Genomic DNA, 17,792 nt, shown 5'->3' on the forward strand with positions numbered 1-17,792 from the left:
GTATGATGATAGAACTGTTCGTCATTAAAGACACAGAGTGGCTTGAGCTGGTTGCAGAAAGCGTATCGCTTGAGGGCCATCGTTATCAGGCGCCGCGCTCCATTGAAGCGACCATCGTCACCAAACAGGGCGACCAGACGTATTACAGTGTCTCAGAAGGAGATACGGTCTTGTTTAAATGGAAGGGAAAAGAGCTTTTTCGGGGCATTGTTTTTGCAAGAACCCCGGACGAGCATACGCTTGCCTTCAGCGCTTATGACATGCTTCAGTACCTGGTCAAAAACCAGGATATGTACGTGTTTTTCAATCAGCGGGCCGACCAGATCATCAGAAGGATTGCTAGTGACTTCCAGATACCGACAACCTCGATCGCAAACACAGGCCATACGATCAAAAGTCTTGTCATTAAAAATGATACGACATTGTATGACATCATATTAAAAGCGCTGAAACAGACGAAAAGCCAGACAGGACGACATTACCAGCTGTATTCGGAAAAAGGAAAGCTCGGTCTGCGCGCTTGGCCAGATCCGTCAGAAGTATGGGTGCTTGAAACGGGCGTCAATATCACGGGCTACCAATACAGCACTTCTATAAACGACACTGCTACTCGGGTGGTGCTTCGCCGGCAGAAGGACAATAAGACATATAAAGCCTCTGCCAAGGACAGTTCAGGCTTAAATAAATACGGTGTGCTTCAATATACGGAAACGGTCACAGATGACATCAACCAGGCACAGCTTCAGCAGCGGGCAGATGTACGCCTTGCTGAAAAAAAGGGCGTGAAAAAAGAACTGAAAAATATTCAGGCAGTGGGCATCCCGGAAGTGCAGAGCGGCTTGCCCGTCTATATTTCGATTCCGGAGGCCGGCATCAAGAAAACCTATTGGGTAGATACGGACCGGCATGAATTTAAAGGAACGAAACATACGATGACGATCGATGTTGTGGAAAAGAATACGATGCCGGAAGGAGTTTCCTGATGAGATTAAGTGAGGCTATAAAACATTTGGCAGTCGGCGCAGTTGACGCTGAGTCTCCGGTAGAACTGCTCCCGGCTGAAGTCGTTTCGGTTTCTCCTGTGGAAATCAAATTAAAAGAAAACAGCAAACTGATCATACCGGCTGACGCCATCATTATCCCAAAACGGATGCAGTCCGGAGGAGACGATGCACTCGAACCGGGGGATCGCCTCATGACCGCGGCTCTGACTGGCGGGCAATCGTTTTTTATTTTAGATAAGGTATAGACAAAACCGCTTCAATACGAAGGGGTTTTTATTTAGCATGTAAAAAGGAGTGGGCATCATGGCCCTGACACCAGAAGTGGAGTTTGAGGATTTTGAAGATGAGAGCGAAGTCATTGAAACCTCGCAAACGTACAAAATAGATTTTGAAAACGGAAGAATTACGAATGAGCTGATTACAGGGCTTGAAGCGATCAGGCAGTTCGTGTATATCGCCTTACAGACAGAACGCTATGCGTATTCCATATACAGCCATAATGTCGGAAACGAGCTTCAGGACGTGCTGACAGATCATGAGACGACTGATGCCTATAAAAAGATGGAGATCCCGAGACTGATAGAAGAGGCGCTGGTTTATGATGACCGGATATCGGCTGTAACAGATTTTGAGATTGAAAAACAAGGCGACGCGTTTCATGTGTCCTTCGTGGTGGAGACGGATGAAGGAACGCTTGAGATTGAGGAGGTGATTGGCGAAGATGTTTGAAGATCAGACTTTTGAAGCGATTATGGAGCGTATGCTGAACAGCATTTCCGCAGATATTGACACAAGAGAAGGCAGCGTCATTTATAATGCGTTAGCCCCGGCGGCGGCCGAGCTTGCGAAGTCTTATATATGGATGGATACTGTGCTTGAGCTAGTTTTTTCTGATACCGCACAAGGCGAATTTTTAGACAGGCGTGCAGCGGAAGCGGGAATTGAAAGAACTGCCGCGACAAAGGCTGTCAGAGCGGGAGAGTTTACGTCTGGAGTAACCATTCCTGTCGGCTCCCGTTTCTACGTGGATAATCTTTATTTTCAATATACGGCAGACGGGACGCTCATCTGTGAAACACCTGGTGAAGCGGGAAATGCCAATCTGACCGGACGCAATTTACTATCATTGGATACCATTCCCGGTTTAGAAACGGCCATTGTCAAAGAAATCCTGATTCCGGGACGCGAGGAAGAAGGAGATGACAGCTTGCGGGAACGGTATTTTACAAGGGTTCGGCGTGAGGCCGTCAGTGCCAATAAAATGCATTATAAGGAGTGGGCTGAAGAAGTGGACGGTGTGGGGAAGGCAAAGATCTTCCCGCTTTGGAACGGTGAAGGCACGGTCAAAATTGTCGTCACGAATGCAAATCTTGAGCCCGCTTCTCAAATTTTAATTCAAAAAGTGAAAGATTATATCGACCCTGAACCAGGACAGGGAGAGGGACAGGCGCCAATCGGAGCCGTTGTCACAGTGGAAAGCGCGGTCTGGAAAGAAGTTGAGATTTCTGCCGAAGTGCTGCCTGAGATCAATCACTCAATTGATGAAGTGAAGTCAGAAATTGAGGAAGGCGTTTTAAATCTCTTTAAGAAAATGGCGTTTGAAGATAACGTCATCCGCCTTTCTCAAATTAACAATATCGTCTATAATTCACCATCAGTCAGTGACTACTCCAATATTCAAATCAACGGCACGTCTGAAAATCTGGTGCTGAGCGACGTGGAAATTCCTAAGCTTGGGCAGGTGAAGATCATTGAGCAAACAAGATGACATGACAGCGTATCTGCCTCCGTTTCTCACCAGCCTTAAAGAAATGGCCGAGCTGCTGAAAGCGGAAGCGCCTGAGTTTGATAAACAAAATGACAGCATATTTGATCTGACGGATCAGTTATTCGTACCGACGGCGACATGGGGGCTCAGCCGCTGGGAAAAGATTTTAAACGTACCGCGGGAATCAGGCGACACTGATGAGATCAGACGATTGCGGCTCATTTCCAAAATGTCGAACATCCCGCCCATCACATACAGGGCCATTGAGCAGGCGGTAAACCGTTTCTTGAAAAACCCGTCTGCACAGGTCCGCCTGCTTCCCGGCGAATACCGATTTAACGTCGATATCAATGTTGATGACCTCCAGCACATGAATGAGCTGATCGAAGCGATAGAAAACATGAAACCCGCTCATTTGGCGTATACGCTCAGAGGAGGATTGAATGAGACGCTGCAAATCAAAGATACAGTCATCCTGAATCACCGCAGATACCGAACAGCCAGTGAGCTCAAGGTCGGTTATTCTGTCACTCTTAACAACAATGAGGTGGTCTTAACTTGATTTCAACCATATACAGAGAACGCACAGCGGCTGATCTGAAAAGCAGAATCGATCACGTGCTGCTCAACGGCCAAAAAACAGAAATAGTAGAGCTCGCCATTGACGGTGCGACCGTCACCGTTCTGACAAAACGTGAGGAAGACATCAAGCATATCGAAATGGTACAAATTTTTGACGAGCTGGGCAATGTGATCATAGAGAGAAAGACTGACCTGGACGTTAGCGAAAACAGAACACTCGATTTCAGATTTACTTTTGAGGTGGTGTAAACATGGCATACGAAGAAAAAACAGACTGGCTTCCGGACGACCCCATCAACGAAGATGACGTCAACCGCTGGGAAAAAGGCATAAAAGACGCCCACACCGACCTGGCCGCCCACAAAAACGACATGAACAACCCCCACAACACAACAAAGGCGCAAATCGGGCTGGGGAATGTGGATAATGTGCAGCAGGCGGCGAAGAAGGATTTTGACAAGCATATTTCAGATGAAACCATACACATTTCATCCAGTGAGAGGACAAAGTGGAACAACGCACAATTAACTAAGTTAACTGATGAAAACGGAAAATATCTAGCAAGCATCCAAAATGGTCTGGATTTTCACAAAATTGTGGAAGAATTGGATCAAACCTTTTTCTTTTATACTGATAAGACGGGAATCAATACCCCACCGTTTGCCACTAGAGGATTGTATATTGGCTACAAATCTTATGGAGAAGCTTTGGCAATGGATTATGAAGGAGGTACATGGCGAAAAAGCCTGAATGATTCCGGCTGGACTGATTGGGTTCAATTAGAAACTTCAGAAGGCGCTCAATTTAAGGTGAGGAGCCATGAAGAAAAAACTGAAATACATGTAAATAAAAGCGATAAAGACAAATGGAATTCTGGACAGTTATTTAAAGTAACTGCCGATAACGGGACACAAAAGATTAACCTGTCATCTGGATCTTTTTATGATTCGCTCAAAGATGTTGGGACTGTTACTTTCTATGGAACAAACGCGGTCACAGATAACCCGTCAAACACAAGTCTTCGAGGTATGCAATTGGTCGGTCAGCTAGGAATAGGCATGGGGTATGCTGTGGATGTGGGAGGTAATGCTTGGTGGTTTTTCTATAACGCTAACGATAGTGCGATCAATTGGTATCAAATTGAGTCTATAACGGGAGTGCAGTCAAAGATAGATGCACATGCCAATAAAACAGATATCCATGTAACAACATCCGATAAGGACAAATGGAATAATGCACAACTATATAGATTAACTGATACTCAAGGTTGCCGAACTAAAATCCCAGATGGAACTGACTTATTAACGCTGCCCTCTGGCTTTTATTATGCAGTAGGGAATGTCATAATAAACAATCCTGTTTTGGGAGATGGATCATGGTATAACTATGATGTTATTGAAACAGGAGGTGGCGGCCGAAAAACAATTTTGGCCTCTAGAAGTTTCGACGGAACCTTTTGGATGGCAACGATTCATACAGATGGCGTGTTTAAAGGATGGAATAAGATCGAGACCGAGGCAAGTGCTCAAACTAAAGCAGATAAAGCCTTAGATGATGCTAAAAACTATGTTGATGCAAATTATTCTAATCAAAAATTAACTGTTTTAACAGGAACAAATGTAATCCAAGATGCGAGAATAAGCGGAAATGATTACCCAGCTGGTATCACATTCATGGATATAGGAGCTAATAACGCTACCGGTTACCCACTTACCTATGGCATTGTAAAAAATGAAAAGCATAGTAATTATCGCTTTACTCAGTATTTTTATGGAAATGCAGACACAACTAGTGGAAGCTATGATCATGTTGGGACTTGGATCCGCCATTGGTGGGCTGGTACAGGCTGGACAGCTTGGCATAAAATTTCTGGATTTGCACATGCCAATATTCGGGCTAACAGCATACAATATTTAAATAAAGCTAACCATACAAAAATTCAGTTTAAACGCAAAATAAAAGATAGTCATAATGCTTTTGACACAAATAATAGTAGATTCGTTGCCCCTAATGATGGAATGTTTTTAGTGGGAGTTGGACTGTATATGATAAATACACCGGCTTACATCAATTTTCATCTGAAACTCTATCTAAATGGATCATTGTATAAACCAATTGACCATAAGAGAGGGGACTTTGTTGATAAGCAAAATGAAATGTACCTTGGATTAAATGGTAATGTAACCGTTCCTATGAACAAAGGTGACTATATAGAAATCTATTGTTATTGCAATTATAGCGGTGATGATAGAAGAGGTGTATCAGATTTTAACGAGCTATACAACTATATAGACATCCAAGAACTTGGAGGACTTAACTATCCTACGGTATAAGATAGGAGGCAAAATGATGATCGCAGAAGCAATCATGTTTAAATACCCCAGTGCAGACCCAACAAGAGATTTTATCGTTCAAAATGACGGGGAAGGGTCTTATATAGCCGAGTGGAACCTGCGCGCCCCCATCCCAACCCAAAAAGAACTCGAATCCTGGTGGGAAGAGCTGCAAAAAAATCCGCCGTATGAGCCGCCTGATCAAGTAGAGCTTCTCGCTCAGGAGTTGTCGCAGGAAAAGCTAGCACGCAAGCAGCTTGAAGAACTGAACAAAACATTAGGGAACGAGTTGTCAGATATAAAGCTATCATTACATTCCTTGAAAGGAGATCTTGCTGAATGAATTATTGGGTGCTTGCCCTCTATTATGAGTGGGCGACAGCAGATATGGTAAAACAAGCATTAGCATATAAAGACTGTTCAATTGAGGATCTGGCAGAGGGTGTGAACAAAAAGCTGATCACAGCTGACCAGTATAAAGAAATTACCGGTAAAGCCATGTAGTAAGGCTTTTTTATTTTGCCTGTTTTTAGATCAAAGGAGGATGAAGATGGTGAAGTATCAATATGAATTTCCTCTCGATAGGACTGGAAAAGCCGGCGCTGTAAAGCCCTATCGAGGAGGAAAAAATGATTTTGTGACACCTGTTTCGAATTTGTCAGGCGTAGCGGAGATTTTAACAAATGCTTCCTTAAAGGCGACTGAGGCATACAGTCAGCTCGGGCAGGACAGGCTTGGCGCAGTTCTGATTTCGAAAGTGAAGGGCTGGGCGTATGCAGATCGTGAAGGTACGCTCTTTATAGAAGAAAGCGACAACAACAATGTTTGGACAACGACAGCAACAGTTAATGTCGCAGCAGGTGTCCTGACAGCGACGGACTGGGTATACCTTTCTAAACGCTATTACCGTTTCCGTTATGTGAACGGGAATCTTCAGCAATCTGAGTTTGTATTATACCAATCAGTCGGTGCGGGTGAGATGGATGTGCGTGTCAATGGAAAAACGCCTTTACAGATTGACTTTGCGGATAATCAAACACACGATGGACGGCTGAAAGTCGAGGCTCGCAAAACATTTGACTTTGTCTTTCATGAAAATGCAGAGTCCGCCGGCGAGGGTGCTTCTTTACCTGTTGACGGCGCCGCGCATTTACTCGTTGAAGTATATGGCACAGCGGAAATGAGCGAAGTCAAATTTTGGGGCAAATCGGTGTCAGGACAGAAACTGCCGATCAGAGGCGTGAAAACTGATGATGCTACCACTGCCTCCAGTACATTAGGAAAAGCTGAGGCATGGGCCTTTGATATTAAAGGGTTTAAGGAGATCATCATGGAGATTATCAGTATCACCGGCGGTACTCTCTCGGTAAAAGGGACCGCTGTTTCATAACAGTTTTGGCTCTCGGAAGGGAGGTGATCTGCATGTGAAGGAGGAGTGAATAATGCAGCAAGAGGCAGATGTGAATGTGTTTCAGCAGGACTTAGCAGACATAAAAGGCGAGCACAAAGCGCTTGAGCAGAGGGTTTCCGCATTAGAACGCGTGTCTGACCGGCAAGACCAGCAAATCATGACGCTGAACGAAAAATTAAACAAAATTGAAGAAAACACAACGTGGATTAAACGCACCATCACAGGTGCCATCATTACGGCAGTGTCTACAGGCATCATTGGCGGAGCCATCGCCATTATGTACAGCCTGCTGCAGCATTAAAGGGGGATTTTCATGAACACGTTTGACAAGGGCACGGTCATCAGGACGGTGCTTCTTTTAATTGCTTTAATCAACCAGACCATGCTGATGCTCGGCAAATCACCATTGGACATTCAGGAGGAGCAGGTCAATCAGCTCGCTGACGCTCTTTATTCAGCCGGTTCCATTACCTTTACAATTGGAACGACACTTGCCGCTTGGTTTAAAAACAACTATGTAACAGAAAAAGGGAAAAAACAGCGCGACTTGTTAAGGGACAATAATCTGACGAAATAAGGAGAGATGAAAATGGTAAACATTATTCAAGACTTTATTCCGGTTGGCGCAAATAACCGTCCAGGCTACGCAATGACGCCGCTTTACATTACGGTGCACAATACAGCGAATACCGCAGTAGGAGCAGATGCTGCAGCGCATGCCCGCTATTTGAAAAATCCTGATACGACGACAAGCTGGCATTTTACAGTTGATGATACAGAAATTTATCAGCATCTGCCTTTAAATGAAAACGGCTGGCATGCGGGAGACGGAAATGGCAGCGGCAACCGGGCTTCTATCGGAATTGAAATTTGCGAAAATGCCGATGGCGATTTTGCAAAAGCAACAGCAAATGCCCAGTGGCTCATCAAAACATTAATGGCTGAACATAATATCAGTCTCGCCAATGTCGTCCCTCATAAGTATTGGTCAGGGAAGGAATGTCCGCGAAAATTGTTAGATACGTGGGATTCGTTCAAAGCAGGAATTGGGGGAGGCGGCAGCCAAACTTACGTCGTGAAACAGGGCGACACACTTACATCGATAGCGAGAGCATTTGGTGTTACGGTTGCTCAGCTGCAAGAGTGGAACAATATCGAAGACCCGAATCTTATTCACGTTGGTCAAGTATTAATTGTAAGTGCTCCATCGTCCGCTGAAGAACCCGAGTTGTATCCGCTCCCAGATGGTATCATTCAATTGACAACACCATATACCTCAGGAGAACACGTCTTTCAGGTGCAACGAGCACTTGCAGCTCTGTATTTTTACCCTGATAAAGGCGCTGTTAACAACGGAATTGACGGCGTTTACGGACCGAAAACAGCTGACGCAGTTGCCCGTTTTCAGTCTGTTAACGGTCTAACTGCTGACGGTATCTACGGGCCTCCGACGAAAGCGAAGATCGCAGCGCAATTAAGCTGATCAAAGACCATAAAAATCCCGGAGCTGCTCCGGGATTTATTTTTTCTTCTTCAACTTTTTAATAATTCCAGCACTGCGCTCCCTCACCCGAAGCGAGTACCCGGAAAGCCCAAACCTTCCGTAATCAACAAACTTCACACGCCTCACCAATTTTTTCACTGTATCACCTGACATTATCCTCTGTTTGTATTTATTATATGTAACCCTTTAAGAAAAGGAATAAGGACAAGAGCTGTTTTCCCTTGTCCTTTTAGTGTGATCATGCTTTTTTTCGTTTATACTCGTCAATCAGCCGTTCGTTTTCTTTGAAGATTCTTGCTGTATGCGGACTGACTTGATAGCTTGCGACACTGGTGGTTGAACGTTTTTTCAGGATTTTAAACGGCTTCGCCGCTCTGGGCTCGCATCTGTTTTGAAACGCACGTTCCATTATCCTTCACCTTCCTCCTCAATTGGCAGCACCAAATCATATATGCTCGTTAATGACGTAAATAGCAAATAATCAAATTCCGTGACAATGCTGTCAGACGTCAGCTTGATGACATAGTTCTGTGTCTCGATGGTAAAAGGGATGAGAACCACTTTTCCGTATTGGTCGTAATAAACGTCCTTTCGATCGAGCCGTGTTTGTACATCTGCCGGATCATCCATATGCTCGGTTAACCGGTCTTTATCAGCCTGTGTCGAATAGTGGCAAAGAGAAGCCGTTAAGTTCATTTTATCAGCATAGGTTTTCAGCAGCTTATCAATACCTTCAGCATAAGCATCTATACTTCCATAATAAACATGGATCGGTTCGTTTTTCAATAGGTATTGGTATGTTTTCAGCCGATTGAGATACATGTGGAGCATTTCGTTGTTTTCTTCAAGAATTTCTCTTGTGTCTGTTTCAAGCTCGCTGCCGGCCAGTTTTTTGACGTATGCACTTAAGAAGATAAAAGCATCAATCAAAGCAAAACTGACTGCGACAATGAGATACCGTTCCCAGTTGGTAAATAGGGAAGTGGGCTCATATGTCCAGTATACCATAGCACCCAGAACAAACAGCAAATACCAAGTTTTCCGGATGGCGGACATTTTTTCTTTGACCTTCGCTTCGAAACGCCACGTGGCATATACGTATAACCCCAGTCCGGCCACGATGCACCAGACCATGATCTGAAAGAATAAAACCATATTCGAATCCCTCACATCTGAAATAGGTTCTGCTTATTGTATTCGAGAGATCCGGATGGTTTTCCTGTTCCATCAAAAAAACCGCTCCTTTGACAGAAGCGGTGTGACATTAAAATATCATATTTAAAATAAAGTAGGCGATGGCACCAAGCGTAGCTGAAATCGGAAGCGTGATGACCCATGTAATGAGCATTCGCTTGGCCGTACCCCAGTTTACGCCTTTTACCCGGTGTGACGCACCGACGCCAAGAATTGATGAAGAAATGACGTGGGTTGTACTGACCGGCAAATGAATAAACGTGGCACCGAAAATAATGGCTGCTCCGGTTAAGTCAGCGGAAACACCGTTTACCGGACGGATTTTCATGATCTTTCCGCCAACGGTTTTGATGATTTTCCAGCCGCCGATTGATGTTCCGAGACCCATGGCTGTCGCGCAGGCGAATTGCACCCAGGTAGGAATATCATTAGCAGAAGTATGTAAATTCGCTGTGATGAGAGCCATTGTGATAATTCCCATTGCTTTTTGCGCATCGTTTGTTCCGTGTGTATACGATTGCAGGGCAGCTGTTACAATCTGCACTCTGCGGAATTGCTTATTCGTTTTCGCCAAGTTGCTGTCTTTGAAAATCAGCTTAACGATGCTATAAAGAATAAAACCAAGGACAAAGGCAATAATTGGTGATAGGATCAGTGCTTCAATGATTTTAATGAAGCCCTTATAGTTTAACGCTGCAAATCCGGCTGCCGCAATGGCTGCACCGGCAATAGCGCCGATGATGGCATGGGATGAGCTGCTTGGGATACCGTAGTACCATGTGATAAGGTTCCAGGCAATTGCAGCGAGTAGCGCAGCCAAAATGACAACAGAGCCATTTTCCAGCGTATAAGGATCTACGATGTCTTTCGTAATGGTTTTGGCAACACCTGTAAACGTCATTGCTCCGACAAAGTTCATCACAGCCGCCAATATAATGGCATGGCGCGGTTTCAACGCTTTTGTTGATACTGAAGTCGCAATTGCGTTTGCCGTATCATGAAACCCGTTGATGAAATCAAACGCCAGAGCACAAATGACTATTAGTATCGTTAATATTAATAGAATATCCATTTTTACCCCTCGTTACGCGTTTTTCATAATGATGGTTTCAAGATTATTGGCAACACTTTGACAAGAGTCGGCGATTTCTTCAAGCGTTTCGTAAATTTCACGATATTGAATGACTTTGATTGGGTCTGTTTCATTTCCGAAAAGATTCTTTAATGATTTTCTGTGCAAGTTGTCACAGCTGTGCTCATACTCTTTAATTTTGATTGCGTGAGGCTGAATATCCTTTAAGCGATTTTCTGCCAGCAGCTCGATCGTAATCAAAATCTCTTTCGCACATTCTCTGATGTATCCGCTGAATTTATCGATATGCTCGTCTGATGAAGTAATTGAGAAAATCTCCATCATGGCAGAGAAATGTTCGATTCCGTCAAGCACATCATCCAAGCTGTTTGTCAGCTGAAGGATATCTTCGCGCTCAATAGGAGTGATGAACGCTTTGTTAAGCTCTTTAATCATGACATGAACATGATTGTCACCTTTTGTTTCATATTCCTTTAACGTATCTGCAAATTCTTTAAGCGTCGTTTGGTTAGTGACCTTAAAATTCACAAAATATTCTGCAGTTTCGTCTATGTTCTTTGCAATTTCTGTTAAAAGGAGTGAGAACTTATCTTTTTTTCTTCTTATCATTAAAAACCCTCCATAGTTTGAATGAACAATGCACACATCAAATTATTATATAGCCTTTTGTCGAAAAAAAACAGGTAAAGTCGAAAAAAACGTATCTTGACTTTTTTGATAAATCGTGTCTCCTTATTTTGACCTACTTCGCTTTAAAAAAACGACCCAAGTTTGCAAAAACTTTCTGCTTAACGTAAAAAGTATATCAAAAGTTGTGTTTTTCCTGTCAACTTTTATCTTCTGTTTCACCAAAAAACGGTTCCCTAAACAAGGGAACCGTTTTATCAGCTTGCTTTTCGTTTTTTCATCCCGTAATAAACAGGCAGTCCGGCAAGGCCGATGAGAATGGATAATCCGCAGCTCATTGTATCTGTAATGAGTGTGTTGCCTAACACAAAGAAGGAGCCCGCGATTGCCAGAATTGGCATAAATGGATAAAGCGGAACACTGTAGGCGCGCTTTTCTCCCTTTGCTCGCTTGCGGAGAATAAACACTGCAAAAAAGGCCATCACATAAAAAATGTAGATCATGAAAATAGAGATTTCTGAGAGCTTATCAGGGTTGCTGATCAGCATCATAATCAAAGCCAAAGCAATTTGAAAAGAAATCGCAATCCATGGTGTACGGAACGACGGGTGTACATGTGACAGTTTTTCAGCAAATGGAAGCTGTTTGCGTTCCGCCATTGCAAATGAAACACGCGGGAAAGAAAGCACCTTTCCATTTAAGCACCCAAAGATGCTGACGATAATCCCGACACTGATCAGCTTTCCGCCAATTGAACCGAACAGCATGGTTGCAGCGGTGCTTGTCGCATTTTCACCAAGCGTGACAATTTCGTTCGCTGACAGGATGTGAAGCAATGCAAAATTAATGAAAATATAGATCGCCGTTACAATTAATAATCCGCCCGTCATAGCGCGTGGCAGCAGCTTTTCGGGATTTTTCATTTCTCCGCCGAGAGCGGCAAGGAGAATCCAACCGTCATAAGCAAACAATGTAGCTAAAATAGCCGCCCCGAAGTTCATATCGGAAATGCTTTCGTTTACTGCTGTGAAGATGTGCTGATCGCCTTTCCAAAGGCCAAAGATGATGATGCAGGCAATCGGAATCAGTTTTCCAATCGTTGTCAGCGTTTGGACAAAACCGCCGTATTTTGTACCGATAATATTAATGACGCATAAAAAGAGAACTGCTATAATTCCAATGACTTTTGATAGTCCAGATCCCCAGCCGAAAAGATTCGCCATTAAAGATCCAAAATATAAACCAAGCGCGCCAATAATCGCCGGGCCGTAAATGATAATCTGCACCCAGCCGCACAAAAATCCCCAAAACTCGCCGTACACTTCTTCAAGGTACGTATAAAGACCGCCGGTTTTTGGAATCTGCGTTCCGATTTCCGCGATTGTCAAACCGCCCGCCAGTGTTAAAATACCGCCTAACAGCCAGGCGAAAAGCGCCGTTTTTGAATCACCTGAATAAGCAAGCACAGCGCCGGGCTTCATAAAAACACCAGAACCGATAATGGTTCCGATGACAAGAGTAAGGGCAAACAAGAGGCCTATCTCTTTTTTTAAACCGTTGTCTTCAGTATGCATGTCCTTAACCTCCTATGATGTTGAAGCTTCATGTTGAAGAATCTATTTTTTCATATTGTAAACCCTATTTTAGAAAAGTGAAATAAAATAAATTTTCTGATTTTCGAAATTTGCTTTGTGTACAGCAGATAAAACTGTGGAAATACCTGTTTTAACAATCTATAAACGAATAAACTTCATGATTTTTATTTGTAAAGTTCGTGTTTTATGTATTGGGATTTTAGCCGATACGGAGGGGAGGTGAGAATTCAAAGAATGAACGAACCTTCGGTGAAGCTGATATGTTGACTTTCTCATGCGAATAAAATACTTTGTTATTAGAACAATAAATATACAACTATGATATAATATCTCGAAATCGAGATAAAATAACCTGGAGGGACAGCATATGAAAGTTAACGGCATTCACCACGTATCGGCATTAACGGCCGATGCACAAAAAAACTTGGATTTCTATAAGAAAGTATTAGGATTAAAGCTCGTCAAAAAATCCGTCAATCAGGATGAACCGACAATGTACCATCTATTCTACGGAGATGAAGTGGCAAACCCGGGAACTGAGCTGACGTTTTTCGAGATTCCCCGCATTGCACCGTTTCATGCGGGAACAAACAGTATTTCTTCTATTGGATTGCGCGTTCCAAGCACAGAAGCCCTGCATTACTGGAAAGAACGTTTTGAAGAGCAGCAAGTAACGCACAGCGGCATCTCCAAAAGAGCCGGACGTGACATATTGGCATTTCAAGATCATGAAGGGCAGCGACTTGTGCTGACTGCTGATGAGGAAGGAAAAGGATATGGTCTGCCTGTTAAGCAGAGCGGCATTCCGGAAGAATTTTCGTTTCGCGGGTTAGGGCCGGTTGAACTGACTGTGCCATATGCTGAACCAACCTTACACGTATTGACGAATATTCTTGGATTTACAGAAATCAGCCGTGAACCAGTCGAAGGGCAAGGAACTGCCGTTATTCTGGAATCAGGAGAAGGCGGTGCTGCAACGGAAATCCATTTAATAGAAAGAAACGATCTTCCGCGCGAGCGTCAAGGCAAAGGAAGTGTTCACCACGTCGCATTTCGGGTAAGAGATGAAGAAGAACTTGCCGGGTGGCACCGGATCATCAGCCGGGAAGGCTTTAGCAATTCCGGCATTGTGGAGCGCTACTATTTCAAGGCGCTGTATTTCAGAGAACCGAACGGCATTTTGTTCGAGTTATCAACGGACGGACCGGGCTTTATGGTAGATGAAAATCTTGATGAGCTTGGCCAAACGATCGCTCTTCCGCCGTATCTTGAGCATCGAAGAGCTGAAATTGAAGAAAAATTGAAACCGATCCAATAAAATTGTAATTCGTTTGCCTTCCGGTATGCCGGAAGGCTTTTTTATTTTGCTGAAGCAGCATCGCTCAATGGGAAGGAAGTATCGGATTCCGGTTAAGGGAAATGGATGATTGGCATGAAATGACCTCGGCAAAAATATTGTCTTTGTTTATTAATAGTTTATTCATATTTGCTTGTTACACTATTTCAAAGTTAGACAAAAAGGAGTGAAAAATAAGTGGAAAAGAAAAAACGCGAGCTGGATATTTTCCTCATCCTCATTTTGCTCGCATCTGCATTCTTAAATATCTATAACATCTGGAATGATGATACGGTGAATCCTTATTACACCGCTGCAGTCACAAGTATGATGCAAAGCTTTCATAATTTCTTTTATGCTTCGTTCGATGCTGCCGGCTTTATAACAGTGGATAAACCGCCTGTTACATACCAAATCCAAACGATCAGCGCACTGATATTCGGTATGCACGGGTGGAGCGTCATTCTGCCTCAGGCATTGGCGGGTATAGGTTCAGTCCTTCTGATGTACTTGCTGATAAAACCGACATTCGGAAAAACGGCGGCGCGCATTGCCTCATTTGTTATGGCATGTACGCCGATAGCTGTAGCTGTGGCACGTACAAACAATGTTGATGCATTACTTGTATTTTTCTTATTGCTGGCTACATGGCTTCTCTTTAAAGCGATCAGAAAAGGAAAAATGATCTGGCTGTTAGCGGCGTTTTTCGTTGTTGGAGTAGGTTTCAATACAAAAATGCTTCAGGCTTACATGATTTTACCGGCCTTCCTATTGTTCTATTTGATTGCGGCAAATGCCGCGATGAAGAAAAAAATCATTTCGCTGGTAAGTGCGTTAGCTGTATTAGCAGCTGTTTCGTTATCGTGGCCGCTCATTGTCGACAATATCCCTGCAAGCAAGCGGCCTTATATCGGAAGCAGCCAGACCAACTCTGTTTTGGAATTGGCTTTCGGATATAACGGGATTCAGCGGCTGACAGGCCAAAATTCCGGCGGCGGCCAGGGTGCACCAAACAAAGACGCTTCAAAAGAAATGTCTTCTTCTGATAACACTCAAGCACCGCCTAATCAGTCATCAAGCAGCAGCTCATCAAATGATGACAAATCTTCAAATGGCAATATGGCGGCGCCTCCATCCAATGGCCAAATGCCAAGCGGCGGTCAAGAAGGCCCTCCAAGCGGCGGAGATGGCGGCCGAGGCGGACCCGGCGGGAAAGGCGGTACAGGAACCGGTTCGAAAATGCAATCGGGTTCAGGGATGTTTGGAACGGGAACACCTGGTCCACTGCGGCTTTTCCAACAAGAGTTATCTGATCAAATCAGCTGGCTTCTGCCATTTGCAATATTTGGAATCTTGGGCTTACTGATCGCTGGCGCGAGAGAAAGAAGAAGATTATCTATAGAGCAGAAGGAAACGGTGTTCTGGGTTGCGTGGCTTGTACCGATTGCCGGATTCTTCAGTGTCGCAGAATTTTTCCATCATTATTATCTCATCATGCTGGCACCGCCGATTGCGGCTCTTGTCGGTGCGGGATGGGTTGCCCTTGTTCATCTGTATCGCAATCAGACAGGCTGGAAAGCATGGCTTTTGCCGGGATCAATTATTGCGACAACTGGATTTGAATTGTTTATTCTCAGAAACTACAACGATCAAATCGGTGCAGGCTGGAGCATCGGTGTAGGTGTTATCGGCGTGTTGTCAGCGATTGCTTTGCTGCTGTTTAAACAGCGCCAAAAACCGTTCAGTTATTATGTTTCACTTGCAGCTCTCCTCGCATTGCTGGTGATGCCGATTTATTGGGCAAGTACACCGCTTCTGTACGGAGGCAACAGCTCACAGCCTGAAACAGGCCCTCAGCTCGCATCAATGAGCGGAAAAGGCATGGGAATGTCTGATGCCGCTGTAAATGAAAAACTGATCAAATATCTGGAAAAGAATAACTCCGGAGCTGAATACTTATTCGCCACAACCGATTCGAACACAGCGGCGCCATATATTATTAAAACGAAAAAAGCTGTCATGGCTATTGGCGGATTCAGCGGTTCTGACCCGGCTATCACGCTGACTCAATTCAAAAAGCTTGTAAAAGAAGGAAAAGTGAAATACTTCTTGGCTTCTGGAATGGGAAGAGGCGGAAACAATGACATTGTTGAATGGGTTGAGAAAAATGGAAAAGAAGTAACATCAGAAAAATGGCAATCAAGTTCTGATCAAAAAACAGAAAATACTGATTCAGCTGATACATCAAGCAGCAAGGCTTCAGGTGAAAAAGGCAAAATGGGCGGACCTGGCGGAATGAATCAGTCAGCAACATTATACGAATTACATGCTGATGAATAGGAGGCAAAAACATGAGCAGACATATTCAATATTCAATTGTTGTACCTGTGTATAACGAAGAGCTTGTCATTCATGAAACCTATCAGCGCTTAAAAGAGGTCATGGATCAAACGAAGGAAAACTACGAGCTGCTTTTTGTCAATGATGGCAGCAAAGACCGCAGTATTGAGATTTTAAGAGAGCGCAGCCTGATCGATCCGAGAGTGAAAATTATTGATTTTTCAAGGAATTTTGGACACCAGATCGCCATTACGGCGGGTATGGATTATGCACAGGGGAATGCAATCGTCGTCATTGACGCCGATTTGCAGGATCCTCCTGAACTGATTTTAGATATGATTGAAAAGTGGAAGGAAGGCTATGAGGTCGTGTACGCCGTGCGGACTAAACGAAAAGGGGAAACCTTTTTCAAAAAACAAACCGCGGCTATGTTTTACCGGCTTCTCAGCGGTATGACAGATATTGATATCCCGGTTGATACGGGGGATTTTCGCCTCATGGACAGAAAAGTCTGTGATGAAATGAAGAGATTAAAAGAAAAAAATCCATTTGTAAGAGGGCTAGTCAGCTGGGTGGGCTTTAAACAGACAGCGGTCGAGTATGTACGTGATGAAAGGCTCGCCGGAGAAACAAAGTACCCGCTCAAGAAAATGTTGAAGCTGTCAATGGACGGCATCACGACATTTTCACATAAACCGCTGAAGCTGGCAAGCTATGCGGGGATTTTAATGTCAGGTGCTGGATTTCTGTATATGTTTATCGTGCTGTATCTGAAGCTATTCACAGACAGCACGATTACCGGCTGGTCATCACTTATTGTGATCCAACTCCTGTTCAGCGGCATTGTCCTTCTGATTTTGGGCGTGATCGGCGAATATATCGGCAGAATCTACGATGAAGCCAAAGACAGGCCGCTTTACATCGTCCAAAAATCGTATGGAATTGAAAATAAAAGACTCTATAGAGACCAGCATATGTCATAACCTCAAACCCCCTGTCCGTAAC

The 17,792-nt window shown here is 44.0% G+C and carries 22 protein-coding genes and 1 pseudogene; 17 read left to right on the forward strand and 6 right to left on the reverse strand.

Annotated elements, in window-relative coordinates; all coding sequences use genetic code 11:
* Positions 1–5 precede the first annotated feature (5 nt).
* From AC0OMU_RS03510 to AC0OMU_RS03570, 13 genes are read left to right on the forward strand one after another with little or no spacing between them, the layout of a single operon-like run.
* Positions 6–983: an XkdQ/YqbQ family protein gene (locus AC0OMU_RS03510; RefSeq protein ID WP_015483129.1), complete on the forward strand. Its 978-nt coding sequence runs from the start codon at positions 6–8 to the stop codon at positions 981–983.
* Positions 983–1,249 carry a DUF2577 family protein gene (locus AC0OMU_RS03515; RefSeq protein ID WP_015383440.1) on the forward strand — a complete coding sequence of 89 codons (267 nt, stop codon included), beginning with the start codon at positions 983–985 and terminating at the stop codon, positions 1,247–1,249. Before AC0OMU_RS03510 ends, AC0OMU_RS03515 begins: the two co-directional genes overlap by 1 nt.
* A gap of 58 nt (positions 1,250–1,307) precedes the next feature.
* Complete coding sequence (locus AC0OMU_RS03520; protein WP_015483130.1) at positions 1,308–1,733, forward strand: DUF2634 domain-containing protein; 426 nt, start codon at positions 1,308–1,310, stop codon at positions 1,731–1,733.
* Entirely contained in the window at positions 1,726–2,772 is a 1,047-nt protein-coding gene (locus tag AC0OMU_RS03525) for a baseplate J/gp47 family protein (RefSeq protein WP_047182489.1), read from the forward strand. The genes AC0OMU_RS03520 and AC0OMU_RS03525 overlap by 8 nt, the downstream gene beginning before the upstream one ends.
* A complete protein-coding gene (locus AC0OMU_RS03530) occupies positions 2,756–3,334 on the forward strand; it encodes a YmfQ family protein (RefSeq protein ID WP_015483131.1) in 579 nt (192 codons plus the stop codon). The genes AC0OMU_RS03525 and AC0OMU_RS03530 overlap by 17 nt, the downstream gene beginning before the upstream one ends.
* Complete coding sequence (locus tag AC0OMU_RS03535) at positions 3,331–3,603, forward strand: hypothetical protein (protein ID WP_015383444.1); 273 nt, start codon at positions 3,331–3,333, stop codon at positions 3,601–3,603. Before AC0OMU_RS03530 ends, AC0OMU_RS03535 begins: the two co-directional genes overlap by 4 nt.
* 2 nt (positions 3,604–3,605) lie before the next feature.
* Positions 3,606–5,687, forward strand: coding sequence for a terminase (locus AC0OMU_RS03540; protein ID WP_474240907.1), 2,082 nt, complete (start codon positions 3,606–3,608; stop codon positions 5,685–5,687).
* Positions 5,688–5,700: 13 nt separating this feature from the next.
* Complete coding sequence (locus AC0OMU_RS03545) at positions 5,701–6,030, forward strand: XkdW family protein (protein ID WP_474240908.1); 330 nt, start codon at positions 5,701–5,703, stop codon at positions 6,028–6,030.
* A complete protein-coding gene (locus tag AC0OMU_RS03550; RefSeq protein WP_014479563.1) occupies positions 6,027–6,191 on the forward strand; it encodes an XkdX family protein in 165 nt (54 codons plus the stop codon). Before AC0OMU_RS03545 ends, AC0OMU_RS03550 begins: the two co-directional genes overlap by 4 nt.
* Positions 6,192–6,237: 46 nt before the next feature.
* Positions 6,238–7,077 carry a phage-like element PBSX protein XepA gene (xepA, locus tag AC0OMU_RS03555; RefSeq protein ID WP_015383447.1) on the forward strand — a complete coding sequence of 280 codons (840 nt, stop codon included), beginning with the start codon at positions 6,238–6,240 and terminating at the stop codon, positions 7,075–7,077.
* Positions 7,078–7,129: 52 nt separating this feature from the next.
* Complete coding sequence (locus AC0OMU_RS03560) at positions 7,130–7,399, forward strand: hemolysin XhlA family protein (RefSeq protein ID WP_015252265.1); 270 nt, start codon at positions 7,130–7,132, stop codon at positions 7,397–7,399.
* Between the two features lie 12 nt (positions 7,400–7,411).
* On the forward strand, positions 7,412–7,675 hold the full coding sequence (locus AC0OMU_RS03565; RefSeq protein WP_088325695.1) for a phage holin: 264 nt from the start codon (positions 7,412–7,414) through the stop codon (positions 7,673–7,675).
* Between the two features lie 12 nt (positions 7,676–7,687).
* On the forward strand, positions 7,688–8,581 hold the full coding sequence (locus AC0OMU_RS03570; protein ID WP_063335100.1) for an N-acetylmuramoyl-L-alanine amidase: 894 nt from the start codon (positions 7,688–7,690) through the stop codon (positions 8,579–8,581).
* Between the two features lie 36 nt (positions 8,582–8,617).
* Here the strand turns inward: AC0OMU_RS03570 and spoIISC are convergent, their stop codons facing one another.
* The 6 genes from spoIISC to steT form a co-directional block, all read right to left on the reverse strand.
* Positions 8,618–8,755 (reverse strand): three component toxin-antitoxin-antitoxin system antitoxin SpoIISC, encoded by a 138-nt coding sequence (spoIISC, locus tag AC0OMU_RS03575; protein ID WP_003232648.1) that lies wholly within the window; start codon positions 8,753–8,755, stop codon positions 8,618–8,620.
* An 85-nt stretch (positions 8,756–8,840) separates the two neighbouring features.
* A complete protein-coding gene (spoIISB, locus tag AC0OMU_RS03580) occupies positions 8,841–9,011 on the reverse strand; it encodes a three component toxin-antitoxin-antitoxin system antitoxin SpoIISB (RefSeq protein WP_003232646.1) in 171 nt (56 codons plus the stop codon).
* The gene (gene spoIISA, locus AC0OMU_RS03585) at positions 9,011–9,757 is read right to left on the reverse strand and encodes a toxin-antitoxin-antitoxin system toxin SpoIISA (RefSeq protein ID WP_474240909.1); all 747 of its coding nucleotides are present in this window, start codon (positions 9,755–9,757) and stop codon (positions 9,011–9,013) included. The genes spoIISB and spoIISA overlap by 1 nt, the downstream gene beginning before the upstream one ends.
* 109 nt (positions 9,758–9,866) lie before the next feature.
* The gene (locus AC0OMU_RS03590; RefSeq protein WP_003232642.1) at positions 9,867–10,868 is read right to left on the reverse strand and encodes an inorganic phosphate transporter; all 1,002 of its coding nucleotides are present in this window, start codon (positions 10,866–10,868) and stop codon (positions 9,867–9,869) included.
* Positions 10,869–10,880: 12 nt separating this feature from the next.
* A complete protein-coding gene (locus AC0OMU_RS03595) occupies positions 10,881–11,498 on the reverse strand; it encodes a DUF47 domain-containing protein (RefSeq protein ID WP_003218470.1) in 618 nt (205 codons plus the stop codon).
* Positions 11,499–11,773: 275 nt separating this feature from the next.
* A complete protein-coding gene (steT, locus tag AC0OMU_RS03600; protein WP_015383450.1) occupies positions 11,774–13,090 on the reverse strand; it encodes a serine/threonine exchanger in 1,317 nt (438 codons plus the stop codon).
* Positions 13,091–13,478: 388 nt separating this feature from the next.
* On the opposite strand from steT, the gene AC0OMU_RS03605 reads away from it, so the two are divergent.
* From AC0OMU_RS03605 to AC0OMU_RS03620, 4 genes and pseudogenes are all read left to right on the forward strand, one after another.
* On the forward strand, positions 13,479–14,429 hold the full coding sequence (locus AC0OMU_RS03605) for a ring-cleaving dioxygenase (RefSeq protein WP_015383451.1): 951 nt from the start codon (positions 13,479–13,481) through the stop codon (positions 14,427–14,429).
* Positions 14,430–14,530: 101 nt separating this feature from the next.
* Positions 14,531–14,638: pseudogene (locus AC0OMU_RS03610) on the forward strand (hypothetical protein); the annotation flags it as partial.
* A 7-nt stretch (positions 14,639–14,645) separates the two neighbouring features.
* Positions 14,646–16,787, forward strand: a complete 2,142-nt coding sequence (locus AC0OMU_RS03615; protein WP_474222005.1) for a glycosyltransferase family 39 protein — start codon at positions 14,646–14,648, stop codon at positions 16,785–16,787.
* An 11-nt stretch (positions 16,788–16,798) separates the two neighbouring features.
* A complete protein-coding gene (locus AC0OMU_RS03620) occupies positions 16,799–17,770 on the forward strand; it encodes a glycosyltransferase family 2 protein (RefSeq protein ID WP_322839564.1) in 972 nt (323 codons plus the stop codon).
* The last annotated feature ends 22 nt before the right edge of the window (positions 17,771–17,792 follow it).

The organism is Bacillus sp. FAU18 (assembly GCF_056033885.1).